This is a genomic window from Pseudomonas sp. A0308 (assembly GCF_044218815.1).
Classification (GTDB): domain Bacteria; phylum Pseudomonadota; class Gammaproteobacteria; order Pseudomonadales; family Pseudomonadaceae; genus Aquipseudomonas; species Aquipseudomonas iridis.
In genome coordinates, this window is sequence record NZ_CP162581.1 from 1467846 (window position 1) to 1487419 (window position 19574).

Below are 19574 nucleotides of genomic sequence, written 5' to 3' on the forward strand. Positions count from 1 at the left end.
TCTCTAAAACGTAGCGAAAACGGCTCAAACGAAGTAGGAAAAAGGCCAAAAGCCAAATTCCAGCCAAGGCTGTCCGACTGCAGTAGTTTTCAAGAGATGTTTTTCAGGGGCTAAACAGTCCTTCTTCCTTAGGGGTGAAACACCTTGGCCAAGATTCTCGTGGTTACATCCGGCAAGGGTGGTGTGGGTAAGACCACCACCAGCGCCGCTATCGGTACCGGCCTCGCTCTGCGCGGCCACAAAACAGTGATCGTCGACTTCGACGTGGGCTTGCGTAACCTTGACCTGATCATGGGTTGCGAGCGCCGCGTGGTGTATGACTTCGTCAACGTGGTCAACGGCGAAGCCAACCTGCAACAGGCCCTGATCAAAGACAAGCGCCTGGAAAACCTCTACGTACTGGCCGCCAGTCAGACCCGCGACAAAGACGCGCTGACCGTCGAAGGCGTGGAAAAAGTCCTGATGCAACTCAAGGCAGATTTTGACTTCGTGGTGTGCGACTCCCCGGCGGGCATCGAGAAAGGTGCACACCTGGCCATGTATTTCGCCGACGAAGCGATCATCGTGACCAACCCGGAAGTGTCCTCGGTACGTGACTCCGACCGCATGCTCGGCCTCTTGGCCAGCAAGTCGCGTCGTGCCGAACAAGGCGAAGAGCCGATCAAGGAACACCTGCTGCTGACCCGATACAACCCGCAGCGCGTCAGTGATGGCGAAATGCTGGGCGTCGAAGACGTGAAGGAAATCCTGGCAGTGACCCTGCTGGGTGTCATCCCGGAATCCCAGGCTGTCCTGAAGGCTTCCAACTCGGGTGTCCCGGTTATTCTCGACGACCAGAGCGATGCCGGTCAGGCCTACAGCGATGCCGTTGATCGTCTGCTGGGCAAAGAAAAAGAACATCGTTTCCTCGATGTTACGAAGAAGGGATTCTTCGAGCGCCTGTTTGGAGGTAGGTAATGAACCTTTTTGACTTCTTTCGTGCCAACAAAAAGCCAAGTACCGCCTCGGTAGCGAAAGAGCGTCTACAGATCATCGTGGCGCATGAGCGCGGCCAGCGCAGCACGCCGGATTACTTGCCAGCCTTGCAGAAGGAACTGGTCGACGTGATCCGCAAGTACGTCAACATCGGTAACGACGACGTACATGTTGCACTGGAAAGCCAGGGCAGTTGCTCGATTCTGGAACTCAACATCACCCTGCCTGATCGTTAAGTCGATCCGGTAGTCGCTACGGCGGCTCAGGGCCATTCCGACCCCGGAATGGTTCTGAGCCGCCGTTGGCATTTGTTACGAGGCTGTTTTAATGCCGTTGTCCAACATCCACATCCTCCATCAGGACGCCGCTGTACTGGTGGTGAATAAACCGACCCTGCTGCTCTCGGTGCCCGGCCGTGCCGACGACAACAAGGACTGCCTGATTACCCGCCTGCAGGAAAACGGCTACCCGGAAGCACGCATCGTCCACCGTCTGGACTGGGAAACCTCGGGGATCATTCTGCTCGCCCGTGACGCCGACAGTCACCGCGAACTGTCGCGCCAGTTTCACGACCGCGAAACCGAAAAGGCCTACACCGCGCTGGCCTGGGGGCAGCCGGAGCTGGACAGTGGCAGCATCGACCTGCCGCTGCGCTACGATCCGCCCACCAAGCCACGTCACGTGGTCGATCACGAATTCGGCAAACATGCGCTGACCTTCTGGCGTGTGCTGGAGCGTTGCGGCGACTGGTGCCGCGTCGAGCTGACGCCGATCACCGGCCGTTCGCACCAGTTGCGGGTGCACATGCTGTCGATCGGGCATCCGCTGCTCGGCGACGGTCTCTACGCACACGAGCAAGCGCTCGCCGCGTGGCCACGCCTGTGCCTGCACGCGAGCATGCTCAGCTTCACCCATCCGCAAACCGGCGAACGCCTGCGCTTCGAGTGCCCGGCGCCGTTCTGACAAGCACCGCAAAGCCCCATGTAGGAGCTGCCGCAGGCTGCGATCTTTTGATCTTGTGTTTCGTAAATCAAAAAAAAGATCAAAAGATCGCAGCCTGCGGCAGCTCCTACACGGATCCACTTCAGATTCAATTCCCTGGTCAATGCGTTAAACTCCCGCCCATTGCTGTCTGGAGCTTCTTATGCGCGAAGAGTTGAACCAAGGCCTGATCGACTTCCTCAAGGCCTCCCCTACCCCGTTCCACGCTACCGCCAGCCTGGTGCAACGTCTGGAGGCTGCCGGTTTTGTGCGCCTGGACGAGCGCGAGCCATGGACCACCGAGGCCAACGGCCGCTACTACGTCACCCGCAATGACTCCTCGATTGTCGCGATCAAAATGGGCCGCAACTCGCCGCTGCACGGTGGCATCCGCCTGGTTGGCGCACACACCGACAGCCCGTGCCTGCGGGTCAAGCCGCAACCGGAACTGCAACGCCAGGGCTTCTGGCAACTGGGTGTTGAAGTCTACGGTGGTGCGCTGCTGGCGCCGTGGTTCGACCGTGACCTCTCGCTGGCCGGCCGCGTAACCTTCCGCCGCGACGGCAAAGTCGAAAGCCAGTTGATCGACTTCAAGGCGCCCATCGCGATCATCCCCAATCTGGCCATTCACCTGAACCGTGAAGCCAACATGGGCTGGGCGATCAATGCCCAGACCGAATTGCCGCCGATTCTTGCGCAGTTCGCCGGTGACGAGCGCGTCGATTTCCGTGCCGTGCTCACCGATCAATTGGCGCGCGAACATGGTCTGAACGCCGACGTCGTGCTCGATTACGAGCTGAGTTTCTACGACACGCAGAGTGCTGCAGTCATTGGCCTGAACGGTGACTTCATTGCCGGCGCGCGACTCGACAACCTCCTGTCGTGCTACGCCGGCCTGCAAGCCTTGCTCACTGCCGAAACCGACGAGACCTGCGTGCTGGTCGCCAACGACCACGAAGAAGTCGGCTCCTGCTCGGCCTGCGGTGCCGATGGCCCGATGCTTGAGCAGACCCTGCGCCGTCTGTTGCCCGAAGGTGACGAGTTCGTCCGTACCATTCAGAAATCCCTGCTGGTTTCGGCCGACAACGCCCACGGCGTGCACCCCAATTACGCCGACAAACACGACGCCAACCACGGCCCGAAACTCAACGCCGGCCCGGTGATCAAGGTCAACAGCAACCAGCGCTACGCCACCAACAGCGAAACCGCCGGGTTCTTCCGTCATCTGTGCATGGCCGAAGAAGTACCGGTGCAAAGCTTCGTAGTGCGCAGCGACATGGGCTGCGGCTCGACCATCGGCCCGATCACCGCCAGCCACCTGGGCGTGCGCACTGTCGACATCGGCCTGCCGACGTTCGCCATGCACTCGATCCGCGAACTGTGCGGCAGCCATGACCTGGCGCACCTGGTCAAAGTGCTGAGCGCGTTCTACGCCTGCCGCGAATTGCCCTGACCCACTGTAGGAGCTGCCGAAGGCTCGGCAGCTCCTACACAGATCAATACCGATCAGCCCAAAGCGGCCTAGACTTACATCATTCATTTCGACAAGGCAGTCACCATGATCTCGATGTCCTCTTTCCACGCCATGCTCATTCCCATCCTGTGCGGAATGATCCTGCTGGCCATCGGCTTCAACTTCCGCGACAAGAACGCGGGTGTGTTCGCGATGTGGATCGGCATGCTGACGATCCTCGTTACCGTGATTTACAAGATCCTCGCCAAACTCAACGAATAAACCCGTGCCCGGCTCGCATTGCTTTCGGCGGGCTCGTACACTTCAGCGAATCCGCCCCTTGCGAGGTTGACCGCCTAGTGTTTGCTCGTCTGTTTGCTCTGCCCTGTATTTTCCTCATTTGCCTGATGACGTTGCTGCCAGTGGCGCCTGCCCACGCGGTCGGTCTGCCGGGCCTGCTCAATACCAGCAAGGCGCAGCCCGAAGCCCAGGAACCGCTCGGGCAGTCCCTCGACGAAGTCATCAAGTCGCTGGAAAACGACAAGCAACGCGCGCAGTTGCTGACCGATCTGAAGAAACTCCGCGACGCCACGAAAAAAGCCCAGGCCTCACCTGAACAAGGCGTGCTCGGCCTGATTGGCGGCACACTGAGCAATTTCGAGAAACAGTTCTCCGGCGCCGACAGCCCGGTGACGCGCTGGTCCAGCGAGTTCGATCTGGCCAAGGATGAGTTCAAGGCGCTGATACTGCCGGCCAGCGAATGGCTGCCCATCATCTTTGCCTTCGCCATCATTCTGATGGTCTGGAGCCTGCTCGCCGCCGCGCTGATCTGGCTCGGCCATCGCGTACGCATGCGCTTCGGTCTCACCGAAGAACTGCCGCAACACCCCAAGGCCCTCGACATGTTGCGCTTCGCTTTGCGCAAACTCGGGCCGTGGCTGATCGCCCTGGTGATCACCGTTTACATGAGCTACGCGCTGCCATCGTCACTGGGCAAAAGCCTGGCGATGCTATTGGCCTATGCGCTGGTGGTCGGCACCTGCTTCTCGGCAATCTGCGTCATCGCCTTTTCCCTGCTCGACGGCCCGCACCGCCATCGCGCGTTGTACATCCTGCGCCACCAGGCGTTTCGGCCGCTGTGGCTGATCGGCAGCTTCGCCGCATTCGGTGAAGCCCTGAGCGACCCGCGACTGGTCGAAGGACTCGGCGTGCATCTGGCGCACACCGCCGCGACCATCGCCAATGTGCTCGCTGCGCTGTCGACTGGATTGTTCATCCTGCGTTTCCGCCGGCCGGTAGCGCACCTGATTCGCAACCAGCCGCTGTCCCGCCGCCTGACCCGCCGCGCCCTCAGCGACACCATCGAAATCCTCGGCACCTTCTGGTACGTGCCAGCGCTGGTGCTGGTCGGCATCTCGCTGTTCGCCACTTTCGTTTCCGCCGGCGACACCAGCACCGCGCTGCGCCAGTCGCTGATTTGCACCGTGCTGCTGGTGTTGTGCATGGTGATAAACGGCCTCGTCCGCCGGCATTCACTCAAACCGCAACGCGGGCCGAAACGCCACGCGCTCTATTCCGAGCGCCTGAAAAACTTCTTCTATACCCTCGCGCATCTGTTTGTGTGGCTGGTATTCATCGAACTCGGCCTGCGTGTCTGGGGCCAGTCGCTGATCGGTTTCGCCGAAGGTGACGGCCATGACATCAGCGTCAAACTGTTCAGCCTGATCGGCACACTGATTTTCTCCTGGCTGATCTGGATCCTCGCCGACACTGCCGTGCACCACGCCCTCACCCGCTCGCGCAAAGGCCTGGCCAACGCACGCGCGCAAACCATGATGCCGCTGATCCGTAACGTGCTATTCGTGACGATTTTCATCATCGCGCTGATCGTCGCTCTGGCGAACATGGGCATGAACGTCACGCCACTGCTGGCCGGTGCCGGTGTCATCGGTCTGGCCATCGGTTTCGGCGCGCAGTCACTGGTCGCGGATTTGATCACCGGCCTGTTCATCATCATCGAAGACTCGCTGGCCATCGACGACTACGTCGATGTCGGCGGCCACCTCGGCACCGTCGAAGGCCTGACCATCCGCACCGTACGCCTGCGCGACATCGACGGCATCGTCCACACCATCCCGTTCAGCGAAATCAAAAGCATCAAAAACTACTCGCGGGAATTCGGCTACGCGATCTTCCGCGTCGCCGTGCCGTACAACATGGAAATCGATGACGCGATCAAACTCATGCGCGACGTCGGCCAGAAAATGCGCACCGACCCGCTGCAACGCCGCAACATCTGGTCGCCACTGGAGATTCAAGGCGTGGAAAGTTTCGAGTCCGGCAGTGCGATCCTCCGCGCGCGATTCAAGACTGCGCCGATCAAACAGTGGGAGGTCTCGCGGGCGTTTAACCTTTCCCTGAAACGACATCTGGACGAAGCCGGGCTGGACCTGGCAACGCCACGCATGAGCGTGCAAGTGATCACCGCCGGTGGTGGCCAGCCGAAGGAATAGCACTTCGCAGCGACACTTGGGTCACAGGCAGGGAAGCCAGAAAAACAATAACCATGGAGAAACCCGATGCAGCTGACACGCATTGCCCAAGCCGTTTTGCTCACTCTGTTCGCCAGTCACGCCAGTGCGGCAACGATGGAAAGCACCCGTGAACAGATCGCCGCACAGGCCAGACAGCTCGAACCCGAACTGCTGGAAACCCGCCGCGACATCCACGCCCACCCGGAACTGGGCAACACGGAAAAACGCACCTCGGAACTGGTCGCCAAACAACTGAAAGCCCTAGGCCTGGAAGTCAAAACCGGCGTCGCCCGCACCGGCGTAGTCGCAATCCTCAAGGGTGGCCTGCCCGGCCCGACCGTGGCCTTGCGCGCCGACATGGACGCCCTGCCAGTCAAGGAAGTCGCCGACCTGCCGTTCGCCTCCAAAGCCAAAGGCACCTACCTCGGCAAAGAAGTCGACGTCATGCACGCCTGCGGCCACGACGCCCACACCGCTATCCTGCTGAGCACAGCGAAAATTCTCACAGGCATGCGCGACACTCTGCCCGGCACCGTGGTGTTCTACTTCCAACCGGCCGAAGAAGGCCCAAGCGACTTCATTCCCGACGGCAAAAACACCTGGGGCGCGAAAATGATGGTCGAGGAAGGCGTGATGAAATCGCCGAAACCCGATGCCGTCTTCGGCCTGCACGTCTGGGCCGGCATCCCCGCCGGCCAGATCGCCTACCGCCCCGGCGCCACCCTCGCCAGCTCCGATGACCTGCGCATCAAAATCCTTGGCAAACAAACCCACGCCGGCCGCCCGTGGGACGGCATCGACCCGATCACCGTCGGTGCACAAACCATCGTCGGCCTGCAAACGGTGGTCAGCCGCCGCACCGATATTTCGTCTTATCCGTCGGTGGTCAGCATCGGCACCATCAATGGCGGCACGCGCTACAACATCATCCCCGAATCAGTCGACATGACCGGCACCATCCGCTCGTACGACTACGGCATCCGCCAGAAACTGCACGCCGACGTACGCCAGACCATCGAGAAAATCGCTGAAAGTGGCGGTGCGAAAGCCGATGTCACCATCATCGAAAAATACGACCCGACGATAAACAACCCGGCGCTGACGGACAAAATGCTGCCGACATTGAAGTGGGCAGCCAGGGATGACGTCGTGAATGCGCCGCTGGTGGGTGGCGCGGAAGACTTCTCGTTCTTCGCCAAAGAAGTGCCGGGATTATTTGTGTTTCTGGGCGTGACGCCAAAAGATCAGGACATGAGCAAGGCTGCACCGAACCACAATCCGGGGTTCTTTGTGGATGAGTCGGCGTTGGTGGGGGGGGTGAGGACATTGGCCTCGCTGGCGACGGATTATTTGTATGCCAATGCGGGGGCGGGCAAATAAGCTTGAGGTGAACGTGGGGGCGCTTTCGCGAGCAGGCTCGCTCCCACATTTGGACCGTGTGCAGCCTGCCAGAGACTGGCCGGCTGTCACGCCGCCAGCGCTGGCAAACCAGCTCCCACACAAAAGCAAACCCCGCCCTTCGCTTTTCACCACTCAACAGGATGAGCGTTAGCTCGGCTGCAGCTCTTGATCTCAAAGGCCCGTCGGCAGGCTGAGTGGAGGGATTGATCCGGGGGTGGGAGCGAAGCGACCGTTCGACGAAGTCGAACACATCGAGAGGAGGTGCAGCGAAGCAAACCGGAGACGATGCGCCCGGATCAATCCCGGAGCGAAGGAACCCGAGCCACAGCGAGGGCCGAACGTCAGGGTAAAGCCCTTTGCTTCCTTTGGGGCGTTTGCCAAAGGGAGTCGACCGTCAGGGCGAAACCATAAGAGGCCGTTACCGCAGCAACGAATATTCACCCAAAACAGTCAAACAACATCAAACAACATCAACCCCAACATGAATCGCATCATGTCGCCAAAACTCCAGATCACAATCAATCAACCGCTCATGCTGATCATAATTAACCCGGGCAATCCGCAACCCCGGGCTCCCCACCGAAACCCGTAAAGCCGCCGCCGCATCCACCGACAAAGACGTCGGCACAATCTCGAAACGCACCCGCCCATAGTGCAAATCGTAATGCCGCGCATACAACTCGGTAATCGACTGATTCAGATCAAACTCCAGAATCCCCGGAAAAAACTGCGGATTCAGATAATGCTCAACATATAGCACCAGCCGCCCATCAATCCGCCGCGACCGACAAATCTGAATCACACTCGACAACGCCGGCAGTTGCAACCACGCACACACCGCCGCCGAAGCCGGTTGTAGTCGGGCCGAAATAACCTCGGTCGAAGGTACCCGTCCCTGCGCACTGACCATCGCGTGAAAGTGACTGCGCTGCATCAGGTTGTACGCCAGACGCGGCGGCGAAACGAACCAGCCCCGCCGCTCCTCACGATAAATCTGGCCCTGCGCCTCCAATTGCAACAACGCCTCACGCACAGTTATCCGCGTCGTGCCAAACAACTCACTGAGCTTGCGCTCGGCCGGCAATTTGCTGCCGGGCGCCAAAAGTCCGTGGTCGAGTTGCTCCTGCAACACCTGGCCGATCGCTGTCACCGCTTTTGTTGCCTCATCGCGCATCAACGTTACCTATCTGGACTAGACCAGCACTGTTTCGGGGCAAGACTGCACGACGATCACGCCGTTTCCATGTGCTGCAAGCCTAGGCAGTGCAGATGACCGAGAGATGACAAACCGGCTCAACGGTCGCACTCACGACTTGCAATACATCGGCCAAATCCCTGCCCTACGGGGCTTTTGGCATGGTCTACGCTTATCGAGCAGCCGCAAAAACCGGGCAAAAAAAAGGCCTGACGCCAGGTCACCGACATCAAAGTGTCATCCAGCCCCCTTAAATTGGCTCAGGTATTGCTGACCTAGACCAACACAAACCGCAATCGCAGCGTTGAACACGACCAAGGAGCTTCGGAATGAAACAGCTTTTCCTGGCAACACTGTTAGGCTCGACCATTGCCATGTGCACCGCCGCCATGGCGGCCGACACAGATCTGAAAACCCTCGAAGCCGCTGCGAAAGCGGAAGGCGCCGTCAACAGCGTCGGCATGCCCGATGACTGGGCCAACTGGAAAGGCACCTGGGAAGACCTGGCCAAAAAATACGGTCTGAAACACATCGACACCGACATGAGTTCGGCTCAGGAAATCGCCAAGTTCGCCGCAGAAAAAGACAACGCCAGCGCTGACATCGGCGACGTCGGTGCTGCCTTCGGCCCGATCGCAGTCAAGCAAGGCGTGGTGCAACCCTACAAGCCAAGCACCTGGGATCAAGTCCCGGACTGGGCCAAGGACAAGGACGGCAACTGGGCACTGGCCTACACCGGCACCATCGCCTTCATCGTCAACAAGAAGCTGCTGCACGGTTCCGAAGTTCCAACCAAATGGGCTGACCTCAAGGGCGGCAAATACAAGGTTTCCATCGGTGACGTGAGCACCGCCGCACAAGCTGCCAACGGCGTTCTCGCCGCAGCACTGGCCAACGGTGGCGACGAGAAAAACATTCAGCCTGCCCTGCTGCTGTTCGCAGACATCGCCAAGCAAGGTCGCCTGTCGATGGCCAACCCGACCATCGCCACCATGGAAAAAGGCGAGATCGAAGTCGGCGTGGTCTGGGACTTCAACGGCCTGAGCTACAAAGCCAAGATGGCCAACCCGGATGACTACGTGGTGCTGATCCCGTCTGACGGTTCGGTGATTTCCGGCTACACCACCATCATCAACAAGTACGCGAAAAACCCCAACGCCGCCAAGCTGACCCGCGAATACATCTTCAGCGACGCCGGCCAGACCAACCTCGCTCGCGGTAATGCGCGTCCGATCCGTGCCGAACACCTGCAATTGCCGGAAGACGTGAAGGCCAAGCTGCTGCCGAACGAGCAGTACAAAAAGGTCACCCCGATCAAGGACGCCGATGCCTGGGAAAAGACCTCGAAAGCTCTGCCGCAGAAGTGGAACGAAGAAGTCATCGTAGAGATGAAATAAGGCGGCTGATCCCTACTGCGTAATCTGTTGAGATCCAAATGTGGGAGCGAGCCTGCTCGCGAAGGCGTTGTTTCAGTCGACATCAATGTTGAATGATCTGGCGCATTCGCGAGCAGGCTCGCTCCCACAGGGGATCCGGGTTGAATTTGAAGTTTCCTGTTTCGCGGAGTTTTTGCCCCTATGAAGCACAACGTCATCCTTGTCGTGCTCGACGGCCTCAGCCATGAAGTCGCGCGCCACGCCATGGGGCATCTGCAGGCTTACGTTGGCGCAGGACGCGCCGCGCTCTATCAGTTGGAGTGCGAGTTGCCGGCCCTGTCCCGACCGCTTTATGAATGCATTCTTACCGGCGTGCCGCCGATCGACAGCGGCATCGTCCACAACAACGTCTCGCGCCTGTCCAGTCAGCGCAGCATTTATCACTACGCCCGCGACGCCGGCCTGAAAACTGCAGCGGCGGCTTATCACTGGGTCAGCGAGCTGTACAACCGCTCGCCATTTGTGGCCGCACGCGACCGTCACACCGACGATCCATCTCTGCCGATCCAGCACGGGCATTTCTACTGGAACGATCACTACCCTGATTCGCACCTGTTCGCCGATGCGGAAAACCTGCGCCTGCGCCACGCGCCGAACTTCCTGCTGATCCACCCGATGAACATCGACGACGCCGGGCACAAACACGGCCTCGACAGCTCGCAGTACCGCAACAGCGCACGCTCGGCCGACATCATCCTCGCCGACTATTTGCAGGACTGGCTCGACGCGGGTTATCAGGTGCTGGTGACCGCCGACCACGGCATGAACAACGACCGCTCGCACAACGGCCTGCTGCCGGAAGAACGCCAGGTGCCGCTGTTCGTCCTCGGTGACGCCTTCAGCCTCAACGCAGGCGCTGTCCCCAAGCAGACCGAAATCTGCGGCACGGTCTGCGAACTGCTCGGCGTGCCCCACGACAAACCTGTGTGCCGGGAGCTGCTCAAGTGAACGCTATGACTCGCGGCAAATGGCTGGCAGCCCTGTGCCTTGTGCCCTTCGCTTTATTCTTTATCGTCTTCGAAATCGCCCCGCTGATCTGGGTGATGATCAACAGCCTGCAATCGGAAGAATTTGGTTGGGGCGTTGAAAACTTCACCAAAATCTTCAGTTCAAAATTCTATTTGCAGGCGATCCAGTACAGCCTCGAGATCAGTTTCTGGTCGAGCGTATTCGGCATCATCATCGCCGTACTGGGTGCGTATTCCCTGCGCCGGGTGGATTCGAAACTACGCAATTTTGTGAATGCCTTCGCCAACATGACCAGCAACTTTGCGGGTGTGCCCCTGGCTTTCGCATTCATCATCCTGCTCGGTTTCAACGGCAGCATCACGATCATGCTCAAGCAGGCCGGGATCATTGAAGACTTCAACCTGTACTCCAAAACCGGGCTGATCATCCTCTACACCTATTTCCAGATTCCCCTCGGCGTGCTGCTGCTCTATCCGGCCTTCGACGCCTTGCGTGAAGACTGGCGCGAGTCCGCCGCGCTGCTCGGCGCCAACGGCTGGCAGTTCTGGCGCCACATTGGCTTGCCGGTGCTGACGCCGGCACTGCTCGGTACTTTCGTGATCCTGCTGGCCAACGCGCTCGGTGCTTATGCCACGGTGTATGCGCTGACGACGGGCAACTTCAACGTGCTGCCGATCCGCATTGCCGCGATGGTTTCCGGCGATATTTCGCTCGATCCGAATCTGGCCAGTGCGCTGGCCGTAGTGCTGGTCGCGCTGATGACCATCGTCACCGTCGTGCATCAACTGCTGTTGAAGAGGAGCTACCATGTCTCGCGTTGAATCCGGCCCGGTCGGCATCTACCACCGCGTCGTGGTCTACCTGCTGTTCGCCATCCTCTTGCTGCCGCTGGTGGGCACGCTGATCTACTCGATTGCCAGCAGTTGGTCGGCGACCATTCTGCCCAGCGGCTTTACCTTCAAGTGGTACATCCAGTTGTGGAGCGACCCGCGTTTCCTCCACGCTTTCGGCCAGTCATTGCTGGTGTGTGTCGGCGCGCTGGTGCTGTCGGTGGTGTTGATCCTGCCGCTGTTGTTCGTGGTGCATTACCACTTCCCGAAACTCGATGCGCTGATGAACATCCTCATCCTGCTGCCCTTCGCGGTGCCGCCAGTGGTGTCGTCCGTGGGCCTGTTGCAACTGTACGGTTCCGGGCCGATGGCAATGGTCGGCACGCCGTGGATTTTGATCGGTTGCTACTTCACCGTGGCGCTGCCGTTCATGTACCGGGCGATTACCAACAACCTGCAAGCGATCAACCTGCGCGACCTGATGGACGCTGCACAACTGCTCGGTGCCAGCACCTTTCAGGCGGCGATTCTGGTGGTACTGCCGAACCTGCGCAAAGGCCTGATGGTGGCGTTGCTGCTGTCGTTCTCGTTCCTGTTCGGCGAGTTCGTGTTTGCCAACATCCTCGTCGGCACCCGCTACGAAACCCTGCAGGTCTATCTGAACAACATGCGTAACAGCAGCGGTCACTTCACCAGTGCGCTGGTTATCTCCTACTTCTTATTCGTGCTGGTCCTGACCTGGATCGCCAACATCTTGAACAAGGACAAAAGCGAATGAGCTATGTCAGCGTCCAACATCTGCAGAAAAGTTATGCGGGCACTACCGTTTTCAGCGATATCGACTGCGAAATCAACAAGGGCGAATTCGTCACCCTGCTCGGCCCCTCCGGTTGCGGTAAATCCACCCTGCTGCGTTGCATCGCCGGCCTGACATCGGTCGATGGCGGCAAGATACTGCTCGATGGCGTCGACATCGTGCCACTCAGTCCGCAGAAGCGCGGCATCGGCATGGTGTTCCAGAGCTACGCGCTGTTCCCCAACATGACCGTGGAACAGAACGTCGCGTTCGGCCTGCGCATGCAAAAGGTAAATGCCGACGACAGCCACAAGCGGGTTACCGAGGTGTTGAAACTCGTTGAACTGAACGACTTCGCCAGCCGTTATCCGCATCAACTGTCCGGTGGCCAATGTCAGCGCGTTGCCTTGGCCCGCTCGCTGGTGACTCGCCCACGATTGTTGTTGCTGGATGAACCACTGTCGGCACTTGATGCGCGAATTCGCAAACACCTGCGCGAGCAGATTCGCCAGATCCAGCGCGAACTTGGCCTGACCACGATTTTCGTCACACACGATCAGGAAGAAGCGCTGACCATGTCTGACCGGATTTTCCTCATGAATCAGGGAAAAATCGTACAAAGTGGCGATGCTGAAACCCTGTATACGGCACCGGTCGATGTGTTCGCTGCGGGCTTCATCGGTAACTACAACCTGCTCGACGCAGAGCAAGCATCGAAGCTGTTGCAGCGCCCGATCAATCACCGCATCGCCATTCGCCCGGAAGCCATCGAATTGAGCCTCAACGGCGAGCTCGACGCGCAGATCCGCAGCCACAGCCTGCTTGGCAACGTCATCCGTTATCGCGTTGAAGCACGCGGCGTGGAACTGGTAGTGGATGTGCTCAATCGCTCGGCCGCCGATCTGCATCCCGACGGTCGGCGCCTGGCGCTTTCCATCGATCCGACGGCCCTGTGTGAGGTCGCTTAAAAGCAGCTGCAAGCTTCGAGATACAAGCTTCAAGCTGTAGACTGCGACGCACCTCATTTCAACTCTTGCAGCTCGAAGCTTGTAGCTCGCAGCTGTTCTCGGAGAGAACCGATGGCTTTGGCAATTTTTGATCTGGACGAAACCCTGATTCACGGTGACTGCGCCACCCTCTGGAGCGAGCAGATGGGACGCTTGGGGTGGGTCGACCCCGAGTCGTTCATGCGCAAGAACAACGAACTGATGGATGCCTACAGCCATGGCAAATTGCGCATGGAAGACTACATGGAGTTCAGCCTCGAGCCGTTGATCGGCCGCACGCCGGAAGAGGTCGAGCACCTGGTCGGCCCGTGGGTGGAAGACTTCATCGAGCCGATCATCTTCAGCGACGCGACCAAAACCATCGCCGCCCACCGCAAGGCCGGCGACCGGATTCTGGTCATCTCGGCCTCGGGCACGCACCTGGTCAAGCCGATTGCCGATCGATTGGGCATCGACGAAATTCTCGGCATCGAACTGGAGGTCGCGCACGGCGTATACAGTGGCCACACCGTCGGGACCCTGACCTACCGCGAAGGCAAGATCACCCGCTTGCTGGAATGGCTGGATGCTGAAGAAGAAAATCTGGAGGGCGCGAGTTTCTATTCCGACTCACGCAATGACCTTCCGTTGTTGCTGAAGGTGGATTTCCCGCACGTGGTCAACCCGGATCCGGTGTTGCTTGAGCACGCCGAAAAGTCCGGCTGGCCGATCCACATCTGGAAGTAAAAACAAAAGATCGCAGCCTTCGGCAGCTCCTACAGGGCGTTCACTTTGCCAATGCAGGAGCTGCCGAAAGCTGCGATCTTTTGATCTTGCCGTTTTTCAGCTAAGGCTGTCGTCAATCACCAAGACCAGTTTCCCCGCCACCGTATTGCTCGCCAGCTCCGCAAAAGCCGCCTCGGCATCTTTCACCGGGAAAGCCTTTGCCAATTGCGGTTTCAACCGCCCTTCGGCAAACAACGGCCACACGTGCTGGCTCAGGTCACTGAACAGGTCTGCCTTGAACTGATCGTCACGGCTGCGCAAGGTCGAACCCAGCAATTGCACACGCTTGGCCAATACCTGTGCCAGATCCAGCTTAGCCTCGCGGCCACCCATCAGACCGATCAACACCCAGCGTCCATCCAGCGCTATCAGCTTGAGATTCAGCGCCGAATAATTCCCACCGACCGGATCGAGGATGACATCGAACGGGCCGAGGTCGCGCAGGCTTTCCAGATCATCCGTGCGCACCACACCGCCCTGCGCCCCCAGACTTTCACAGTAGGCCAATCGCTCGGCCGAACCGACGCTGACCCAGCACGGATTCCCGAACGCCTTGCACAGCTGAATGGCGGCTGAACCGATTCCACTCGCTCCGGCGTGCAAGAGAACTTTCTCACCCGGTTTGAGCGCCGCAAGTTGAAACACATTCAGCCAGACTGTTGCGTAAACCTCAGGCAATGCCGCCGCTTCGATCAGCGAAACACCTTCCGGAACCGGCAGCACATGCCGTCCGTCGACCACCACCTCTTCGGCCATCCCGCCGCCGGCCAGCAAGGCGCAAACCCTGTCGCCTACCTGCCAGGACGAACCTGCGCCGACCTCGCTGATCACCCCCGAGCACTCAAGACCGAGTACCTGGCTGGCACCCGGCGGAGGTGGATAAAGCCCTGCCTTTTGTAATAAATCGGCTCGATTGAGGCCCGCTGCCGCCACGCGAATGCGAACTTGTCCTACATCACATGTAGGACTCGGCTCTTCAACCCATGCCACTTGACCTTCCACGCCTTGCAATGCCTTCACAGTGCCTCCATAGTGAGTCTGGACTGAGCCCGAAGCTGTAGCGCCGGGCTTTTTGCATTATGCGACCGGCTCTTGTAGAACCGGCGACTTCAAAGACGGCCTAATATGCGTTATCAATTGTCCCCGCGTCGAATCAGCATGAAGCATTTGCTCCCCAGCACCGCCCTAGCACTTTTCATCGGTATCGGCCTGTTGCCGGTGTCGGGCAATACATTCGCAGCCAACAGCTGGGACAAGTTACAGCCTGATCGCGACGAAGTGATCGCCAGCCTGAACGTCGTCGAGTTGCTCAAGCGTCACCACTACAGCAAGCCGCCGCTCGACGATGCGCGCTCGGTGATCATCTATGACAGCTACCTCAAGCTGCTGGATCCGTCGCGCAGCTACTTCATGGCCAGCGACATCGCCGAATTCGACAAGTGGAAGACCCAGTTCGACGACTTCCTCAAAAGCGGCGACCTCAACGCCGGTTTCACCATCTACAAGCGCTATCTGGATCGCGTCAAATCGCGTCTGGACTTCGCCCTTGCCGAGCTGAACAAAGGCGTCGACAAGATGGACTTCAACACCAAGGAGACCTTGCTGATTGATCGCAAGGACGCACCTTGGCTCAAATCCACCGCCGAACTCGACGACCTGTGGCGCAAACGCGTCAAGGACGAAGTCCTGCGGATGAAGATCGCCGGCAAAGAGCCCAAGCAGATCCAGGAAACCCTGACCAAGCGCTACAAGAATCAATTGTCGCGTCTGGACCAGACCCGTCCGGAAGACATCTTCCAGGCTTACATCAACACCTTTGCCATGTCCTACGATCCGCACACCAACTATCTGTCCCCAGATAACGCGGAAAACTTCGACATCAACATGAGCCTGTCCCTCGAAGGCATCGGCGCCGTGTTGCAGAGCGACAACGATCAGGTGAAAGTCGTGCGTCTGGTGCCAGCAGGCCCGGCCGACAAGACCAAAATGGTGGCTCCGGCCGACAAGATCATCGGCGTTGCCCAAGGCAACAAAGAGATGGTCGACGTGGTCGGCTGGCGTCTGGACGAAGTGGTCAAGCTGATCCGCGGCCCGAAAGGCACCGTGGTGCGCCTGGAAGTGATTCCGGCCAGCAATGCACCGAACGACCAGACCACCAAGATCGTGCCGATCACCCGTGAAGCGGTGAAGCTCGAAGACCAGGCCGTAAAAAAATCCGTGCTGAACCTGAAACAGGACGGCAAAGATTACAAACTCGGCGTGATCGAGATTCCAGCCTTCTATCTCGACTTCAAGGCGTTCCGTGCCGGTGATCCGGATTACAAGAGCACCACCCGTGACGTCAAGAAACTGCTGACCGAACTGCAGAAAGAAAAAGTCGACGGCGTGGTTATCGACCTGCGTAACAACGGCGGCGGTTCCCTACAGGAAGCTACGGAGCTGACCAGCCTGTTCATCGACAAGGGCCCGACCGTCCTGGTGCGTAATGCTGATGGCCGCGTCGACGTGCTGGAAGATGAAAACCCGGGCGCGTTCTACAAAGGTCCGATGGCACTGCTGGTCAACCGCCTGTCCGCCTCGGCTTCGGAGATCTTCGCCGGCGCCATGCAGGACTACCACCGCGCACTGATCATCGGCGGCCAGACCTTCGGTAAAGGCACCGTGCAGACCATTCAGCCGCTGAACCATGGCGAACTGAAACTGACCCTGGCCAAGTTCTACCGGGTTTCCGGTCAGAGCACCCAGCACCAGGGCGTCCTGCCGGACATCGACTACCCGTCGCTGATCGACACCAAGGAAATCGGCGAGAGCGCCTTGCCGGAAGCCATGCCGTGGGACACCATCCGCGCGGCGATCAAACCGGCGGCCGATCCGTTCAAGCCGTTCCTGGCACAGCTCAAGTCCGAACATGACACGCGCACCGCCAAGGATGCCGAGTTCGTGTTCATCCGTGACAAGCTGGCCCTGGCGCAGAAACTGATGCTGGAAAAAACCGTCAGCCTCAACGAAGCCGACCGCCGTGCCCAGCATGCAGACATCGACGCCAAGCAACTGGTGATGGAGAACATCCGTCGCAAGGCCAAGGGCGAAGAGCCGCTCAAAGAGCTGAAGAAAGAAGACGAGGACGCCCTCGCGGCAGCCGAGCCGGACAAGCTCAAACCAGAAGACGATGCTTATCTGAGCGAAACCGGGCGCGTTCTGCTGGATTACTTGAAGCTGAGCAACCAGGTCGCCAAGAAGTAAGGTGATGGCGATTTAATGCTGACGATCCCCGGATCGTCATCAAACAGTCATCATTCTGTCGTGCAATAAAGGACTGGGAGCCACTCTCTTCATAGAGCGCGCTCCCAGTCCTTTTTTTATCGCCAGAGATTGCCATGACCACGACAGAACAGCTGAGTGCTTTGAGCTCAATCCTGACTCAAAGCGGATTACACAGCCTGTTTCAGCCGATCATCAGTCTCTCAGAGCGCCGCATTCTCGGCTACGAAGCCCTCACCCGCGGCCCGTCCAACAGTCCTCTGCACTCACCGATCGCGCTGTTCGCCGTGGCGCGTCAGGCCGGGCGCCTGAGCGAACTGGAGATCGCCTGCCGACAAAGTGCTTGCCGCCGTTTCAACGAGCAGCAACTGCCGGGCAAGCTGTTTCTTAACGTCTCGCCGGAATCCTTGCTCGAAGCCGCGCACCAGCCGGGGCGCACGTTGCAACTGCTGCAGGACTTCGGCATTCCACCTAGCCAGGTGGTCATCGAACTCACCGAACAGACGCCGATCGACGACTTCCAGTTGTTGCAGACCGCGTTGCATCACTATCGGGCCATGGGTTTTTCCATTGCGCTGGATGATCTCGGCGCCGGGTATTCGAGCCTGCGCCTGTGGTCGGAACTGCGCCCGGATTACGTGAAAATCGACCGGCACTTTATCGACGGTATCCATCAGGACGCCTTGAAGCGCGAGTTCGTCGGGTCAATCCTGCAAATCGCCAAGGCGTCACGGGCTCAAGTGATTGCCGAAGGTATCGAATTGCCGGAAGAACTGGCGGTGCTGACGGAAATGGGTGTCGATCTGGTGCAGGGTTATCTCCTCGGCCGTCCGCAAGAGCATCCACCCCGCGATGCCCGCGCTTTGATGCCCAAACACGACAGCAGCGCCGTGGCGCTGAACGACGAAGGCAGCGATCTCAGCGCCTTGCTCAACGAGCAACCGGCCGTGGGGCGCGATACGCCGACCGCCACCGTGCTGGAAGCCTTCCGCCGCCAAGCCAATCTCAACTCGCTGGCAGTGCTCGACGAACAAGGCCAGCCGTGCGGCATCGTCCACCGCCACTCCCTGTCGGATGCCTTGCTCAAACCCTTCGCCACCGACCTGTTCGCCCGCAAACCCATCAGCCGCCTGATGAACGACGACTTCCTCGCCGTGGAAATGAGCCAGTCGCTGCAACAGGTCAGCCGCCTGATCACCAGCCGCGCCCGCCAACGCATCGAAGAAGATTTCATCATCACCCTCAACGGCGGCTACCTCGGCCTCGGCCGGGTGATCGACGTGCTCAAACTGATCACCGAACTGAAAATCCAGCAGGCCCGCTACGCCAACCCGCTGACCCTGCTGCCCGGCAACGTGCCGATCCAGCAATGCCTGACCCGCCTTCTGCAGCAAGGCCGCGAGTCGGTCATCTGCTACGTCGACATCGACAGCTTCAAACCCTTCAACGACATCTACGGCTACGGCCGCGGCGACGAAGTCCTGCTGTGCCTGGCGCAATGCCTCAACGAACGCGTCGACCCCTCCCGCGACTTCGTCGGCCACATCGGCGGCGACGACTTCCTCCTCGTCCTCGGCCCCGAAGACTGGCGCAAACGCCTCAACCAGTTACTGGATGACTTCCAGAGCCAGTGCCGACGTTTCTATCGCCCTGAACATCTGGAGGCCGGATGCTTTATCGCGCCGAATCGACAGGGTGTGCGGCAGGAGTTTCCGTTGCTGTCATTGTCTATCGGTGTTGTGCATCTACAACCCGACGCCTGCGCGCACCTTGATGCCAGTCAGCTTGCGGAGATGGCTTCGCAGGCGAAGCACCATGCCAAAAATGTTCCCGGGTATAGCGTGCATGTAATTGATAGTCTCACTGCGACCGACATCCATCCACCGCAACTAATCGGACACGTGATTAAATAGCGACCAGATCTCCATGGGAGCAAGGCTACTCACGAGGGGCAAGTTGGCGCAGCTAATT

General features: G+C 59.2%; 17 protein-coding genes. 15 read left to right on the forward strand and 2 right to left on the reverse strand.

Features of this window, described 5'->3' with window-relative positions; all coding sequences use genetic code 11:
* Positions 1–144: 144 nt before the first annotated feature.
* The 7 genes from minD (at position 145) to AB4P92_RS06870 (ending at position 7323) form a co-directional block, all read left to right on the forward strand.
* A complete protein-coding gene (minD, locus tag AB4P92_RS06840) occupies positions 145–957 on the forward strand; it encodes a septum site-determining protein MinD (RefSeq protein WP_042558418.1) in 813 nt (270 codons plus the stop codon).
* On the forward strand, positions 957–1211 hold the full coding sequence (gene minE, locus AB4P92_RS06845) for a cell division topological specificity factor MinE (protein ID WP_003223146.1): 255 nt from the start codon (positions 957–959) through the stop codon (positions 1209–1211). The genes minD and minE overlap by 1 nt, the downstream gene beginning before the upstream one ends.
* A 91-nt stretch (positions 1212–1302) precedes the next feature.
* Positions 1303–1938: an RluA family pseudouridine synthase gene (locus AB4P92_RS06850; RefSeq protein ID WP_150595605.1), complete on the forward strand. Its 636-nt coding sequence runs from the start codon at positions 1303–1305 to the stop codon at positions 1936–1938.
* A 181-nt stretch (positions 1939–2119) separates the two neighbouring features.
* Positions 2120–3409, forward strand: coding sequence for a M18 family aminopeptidase (locus AB4P92_RS06855; RefSeq protein WP_150595603.1), 1290 nt, complete (start codon positions 2120–2122; stop codon positions 3407–3409).
* Positions 3410–3514: 105 nt separating this feature from the next.
* Positions 3515–3691: a hypothetical protein gene (locus tag AB4P92_RS06860; protein ID WP_191624088.1), complete on the forward strand. Its 177-nt coding sequence runs from the start codon at positions 3515–3517 to the stop codon at positions 3689–3691.
* A gap of 77 nt (positions 3692–3768) precedes the next feature.
* Positions 3769–5922: a mechanosensitive ion channel family protein gene (locus AB4P92_RS06865; protein WP_150596970.1), complete on the forward strand. Its 2154-nt coding sequence runs from the start codon at positions 3769–3771 to the stop codon at positions 5920–5922.
* 66 nt (positions 5923–5988) lie between these two features.
* Positions 5989–7323 carry an amidohydrolase gene (locus AB4P92_RS06870; protein WP_395599173.1) on the forward strand — a complete coding sequence of 445 codons (1335 nt, stop codon included), beginning with the start codon at positions 5989–5991 and terminating at the stop codon, positions 7321–7323.
* A 481-nt stretch (positions 7324–7804) separates the two neighbouring features.
* Here the strand turns inward: AB4P92_RS06870 and AB4P92_RS06875 are convergent, their stop codons facing one another.
* Positions 7805–8518, reverse strand: coding sequence for a UTRA domain-containing protein (locus tag AB4P92_RS06875; RefSeq protein ID WP_047300343.1), 714 nt, complete (start codon positions 8516–8518; stop codon positions 7805–7807).
* Positions 8519–8868: 350 nt separating this feature from the next.
* Here AB4P92_RS06875 and AB4P92_RS06880 point away from each other — a divergent pair, with 350 nt between their 5' ends.
* The 6 genes from AB4P92_RS06880 (at position 8869) to AB4P92_RS06905 (ending at position 14303) form a co-directional block, all read left to right on the forward strand.
* On the forward strand, positions 8869–9936 hold the full coding sequence (locus tag AB4P92_RS06880; RefSeq protein WP_047300342.1) for an ABC transporter substrate-binding protein: 1068 nt from the start codon (positions 8869–8871) through the stop codon (positions 9934–9936).
* Between the two features lie 180 nt (positions 9937–10116).
* Positions 10117–10923, forward strand: a complete 807-nt coding sequence (locus tag AB4P92_RS06885; protein WP_115148224.1) for an alkaline phosphatase family protein — start codon at positions 10117–10119, stop codon at positions 10921–10923.
* 5 nt (positions 10924–10928) lie between these two features.
* The gene (locus tag AB4P92_RS06890) at positions 10929–11765 is read left to right on the forward strand and encodes an ABC transporter permease subunit (RefSeq protein ID WP_162184598.1); all 837 of its coding nucleotides are present in this window, start codon (positions 10929–10931) and stop codon (positions 11763–11765) included.
* Positions 11752–12552 (forward strand): ABC transporter permease, encoded by an 801-nt coding sequence (locus AB4P92_RS06895; RefSeq protein ID WP_042558409.1) that lies wholly within the window; start codon positions 11752–11754, stop codon positions 12550–12552. Before AB4P92_RS06890 ends, AB4P92_RS06895 begins: the two co-directional genes overlap by 14 nt.
* The gene (locus tag AB4P92_RS06900; protein WP_042558408.1) at positions 12549–13538 is read left to right on the forward strand and encodes an ABC transporter ATP-binding protein; all 990 of its coding nucleotides are present in this window, start codon (positions 12549–12551) and stop codon (positions 13536–13538) included. Before AB4P92_RS06895 ends, AB4P92_RS06900 begins: the two co-directional genes overlap by 4 nt.
* A gap of 111 nt (positions 13539–13649) precedes the next feature.
* Complete coding sequence (locus AB4P92_RS06905; RefSeq protein WP_047300339.1) at positions 13650–14303, forward strand: HAD family phosphatase; 654 nt, start codon at positions 13650–13652, stop codon at positions 14301–14303.
* Between the two features lie 96 nt (positions 14304–14399).
* Here AB4P92_RS06905 and AB4P92_RS06910 read toward each other — a convergent pair whose 3' ends face one another.
* Positions 14400–15362, reverse strand: coding sequence for a zinc-binding dehydrogenase (locus AB4P92_RS06910; RefSeq protein ID WP_115148225.1), 963 nt, complete (start codon positions 15360–15362; stop codon positions 14400–14402).
* A 138-nt stretch (positions 15363–15500) separates the two neighbouring features.
* On the opposite strand from AB4P92_RS06910, the gene AB4P92_RS06915 reads away from it, so the two are divergent.
* On the forward strand, positions 15501–17585 hold the full coding sequence (locus tag AB4P92_RS06915; protein WP_162184575.1) for a carboxy terminal-processing peptidase: 2085 nt from the start codon (positions 15501–15503) through the stop codon (positions 17583–17585).
* A gap of 134 nt (positions 17586–17719) precedes the next feature.
* Positions 17720–19516, forward strand: coding sequence for a bifunctional diguanylate cyclase/phosphodiesterase (locus AB4P92_RS06920; protein ID WP_395599174.1), 1797 nt, complete (start codon positions 17720–17722; stop codon positions 19514–19516).
* Positions 19517–19574 lie beyond the last annotated feature (58 nt).

What these genes read in the sequence shown, in the direction of transcription:
- minE (WP_003223146.1), top strand. Translation starts at nt 957, where the DNA reads ATGAACCTTTTTGACTTCTTTCGTGCCAACAAAAAGCCAAGTACCGCC.
- AB4P92_RS06850 (WP_150595605.1), top strand. Translation starts at nt 1,303, where the DNA reads ATGCCGTTGTCCAACATCCACATCCTCCATCAGGACGCCGCTGTACTG.
- AB4P92_RS06855 (WP_150595603.1), top strand. Translation starts at nt 2,120, where the DNA reads ATGCGCGAAGAGTTGAACCAAGGCCTGATCGACTTCCTCAAGGCCTCC.
- AB4P92_RS06860 (WP_191624088.1), top strand. Translation starts at nt 3,515, where the DNA reads ATGATCTCGATGTCCTCTTTCCACGCCATGCTCATTCCCATCCTGTGC.
- AB4P92_RS06870 (WP_395599173.1), top strand. Translation starts at nt 5,989, where the DNA reads ATGCAGCTGACACGCATTGCCCAAGCCGTTTTGCTCACTCTGTTCGCC.
- AB4P92_RS06875 (WP_047300343.1), bottom strand. Translation starts at nt 8,518, where the DNA reads ATGCGCGATGAGGCAACAAAAGCGGTGACAGCGATCGGCCAGGTGTTG.
- AB4P92_RS06880 (WP_047300342.1), top strand. Translation starts at nt 8,869, where the DNA reads ATGAAACAGCTTTTCCTGGCAACACTGTTAGGCTCGACCATTGCCATG.
- AB4P92_RS06885 (WP_115148224.1), top strand. Translation starts at nt 10,117, where the DNA reads ATGAAGCACAACGTCATCCTTGTCGTGCTCGACGGCCTCAGCCATGAA.
- AB4P92_RS06890 (WP_162184598.1), top strand. Translation starts at nt 10,929, where the DNA reads ATGACTCGCGGCAAATGGCTGGCAGCCCTGTGCCTTGTGCCCTTCGCT.
- AB4P92_RS06895 (WP_042558409.1), top strand. Translation starts at nt 11,752, where the DNA reads ATGTCTCGCGTTGAATCCGGCCCGGTCGGCATCTACCACCGCGTCGTG.
- AB4P92_RS06900 (WP_042558408.1), top strand. Translation starts at nt 12,549, where the DNA reads ATGAGCTATGTCAGCGTCCAACATCTGCAGAAAAGTTATGCGGGCACT.
- AB4P92_RS06905 (WP_047300339.1), top strand. Translation starts at nt 13,650, where the DNA reads ATGGCTTTGGCAATTTTTGATCTGGACGAAACCCTGATTCACGGTGAC.
- AB4P92_RS06915 (WP_162184575.1), top strand. Translation starts at nt 15,501, where the DNA reads ATGAAGCATTTGCTCCCCAGCACCGCCCTAGCACTTTTCATCGGTATC.
- AB4P92_RS06920 (WP_395599174.1), top strand. Translation starts at nt 17,720, where the DNA reads ATGACCACGACAGAACAGCTGAGTGCTTTGAGCTCAATCCTGACTCAA.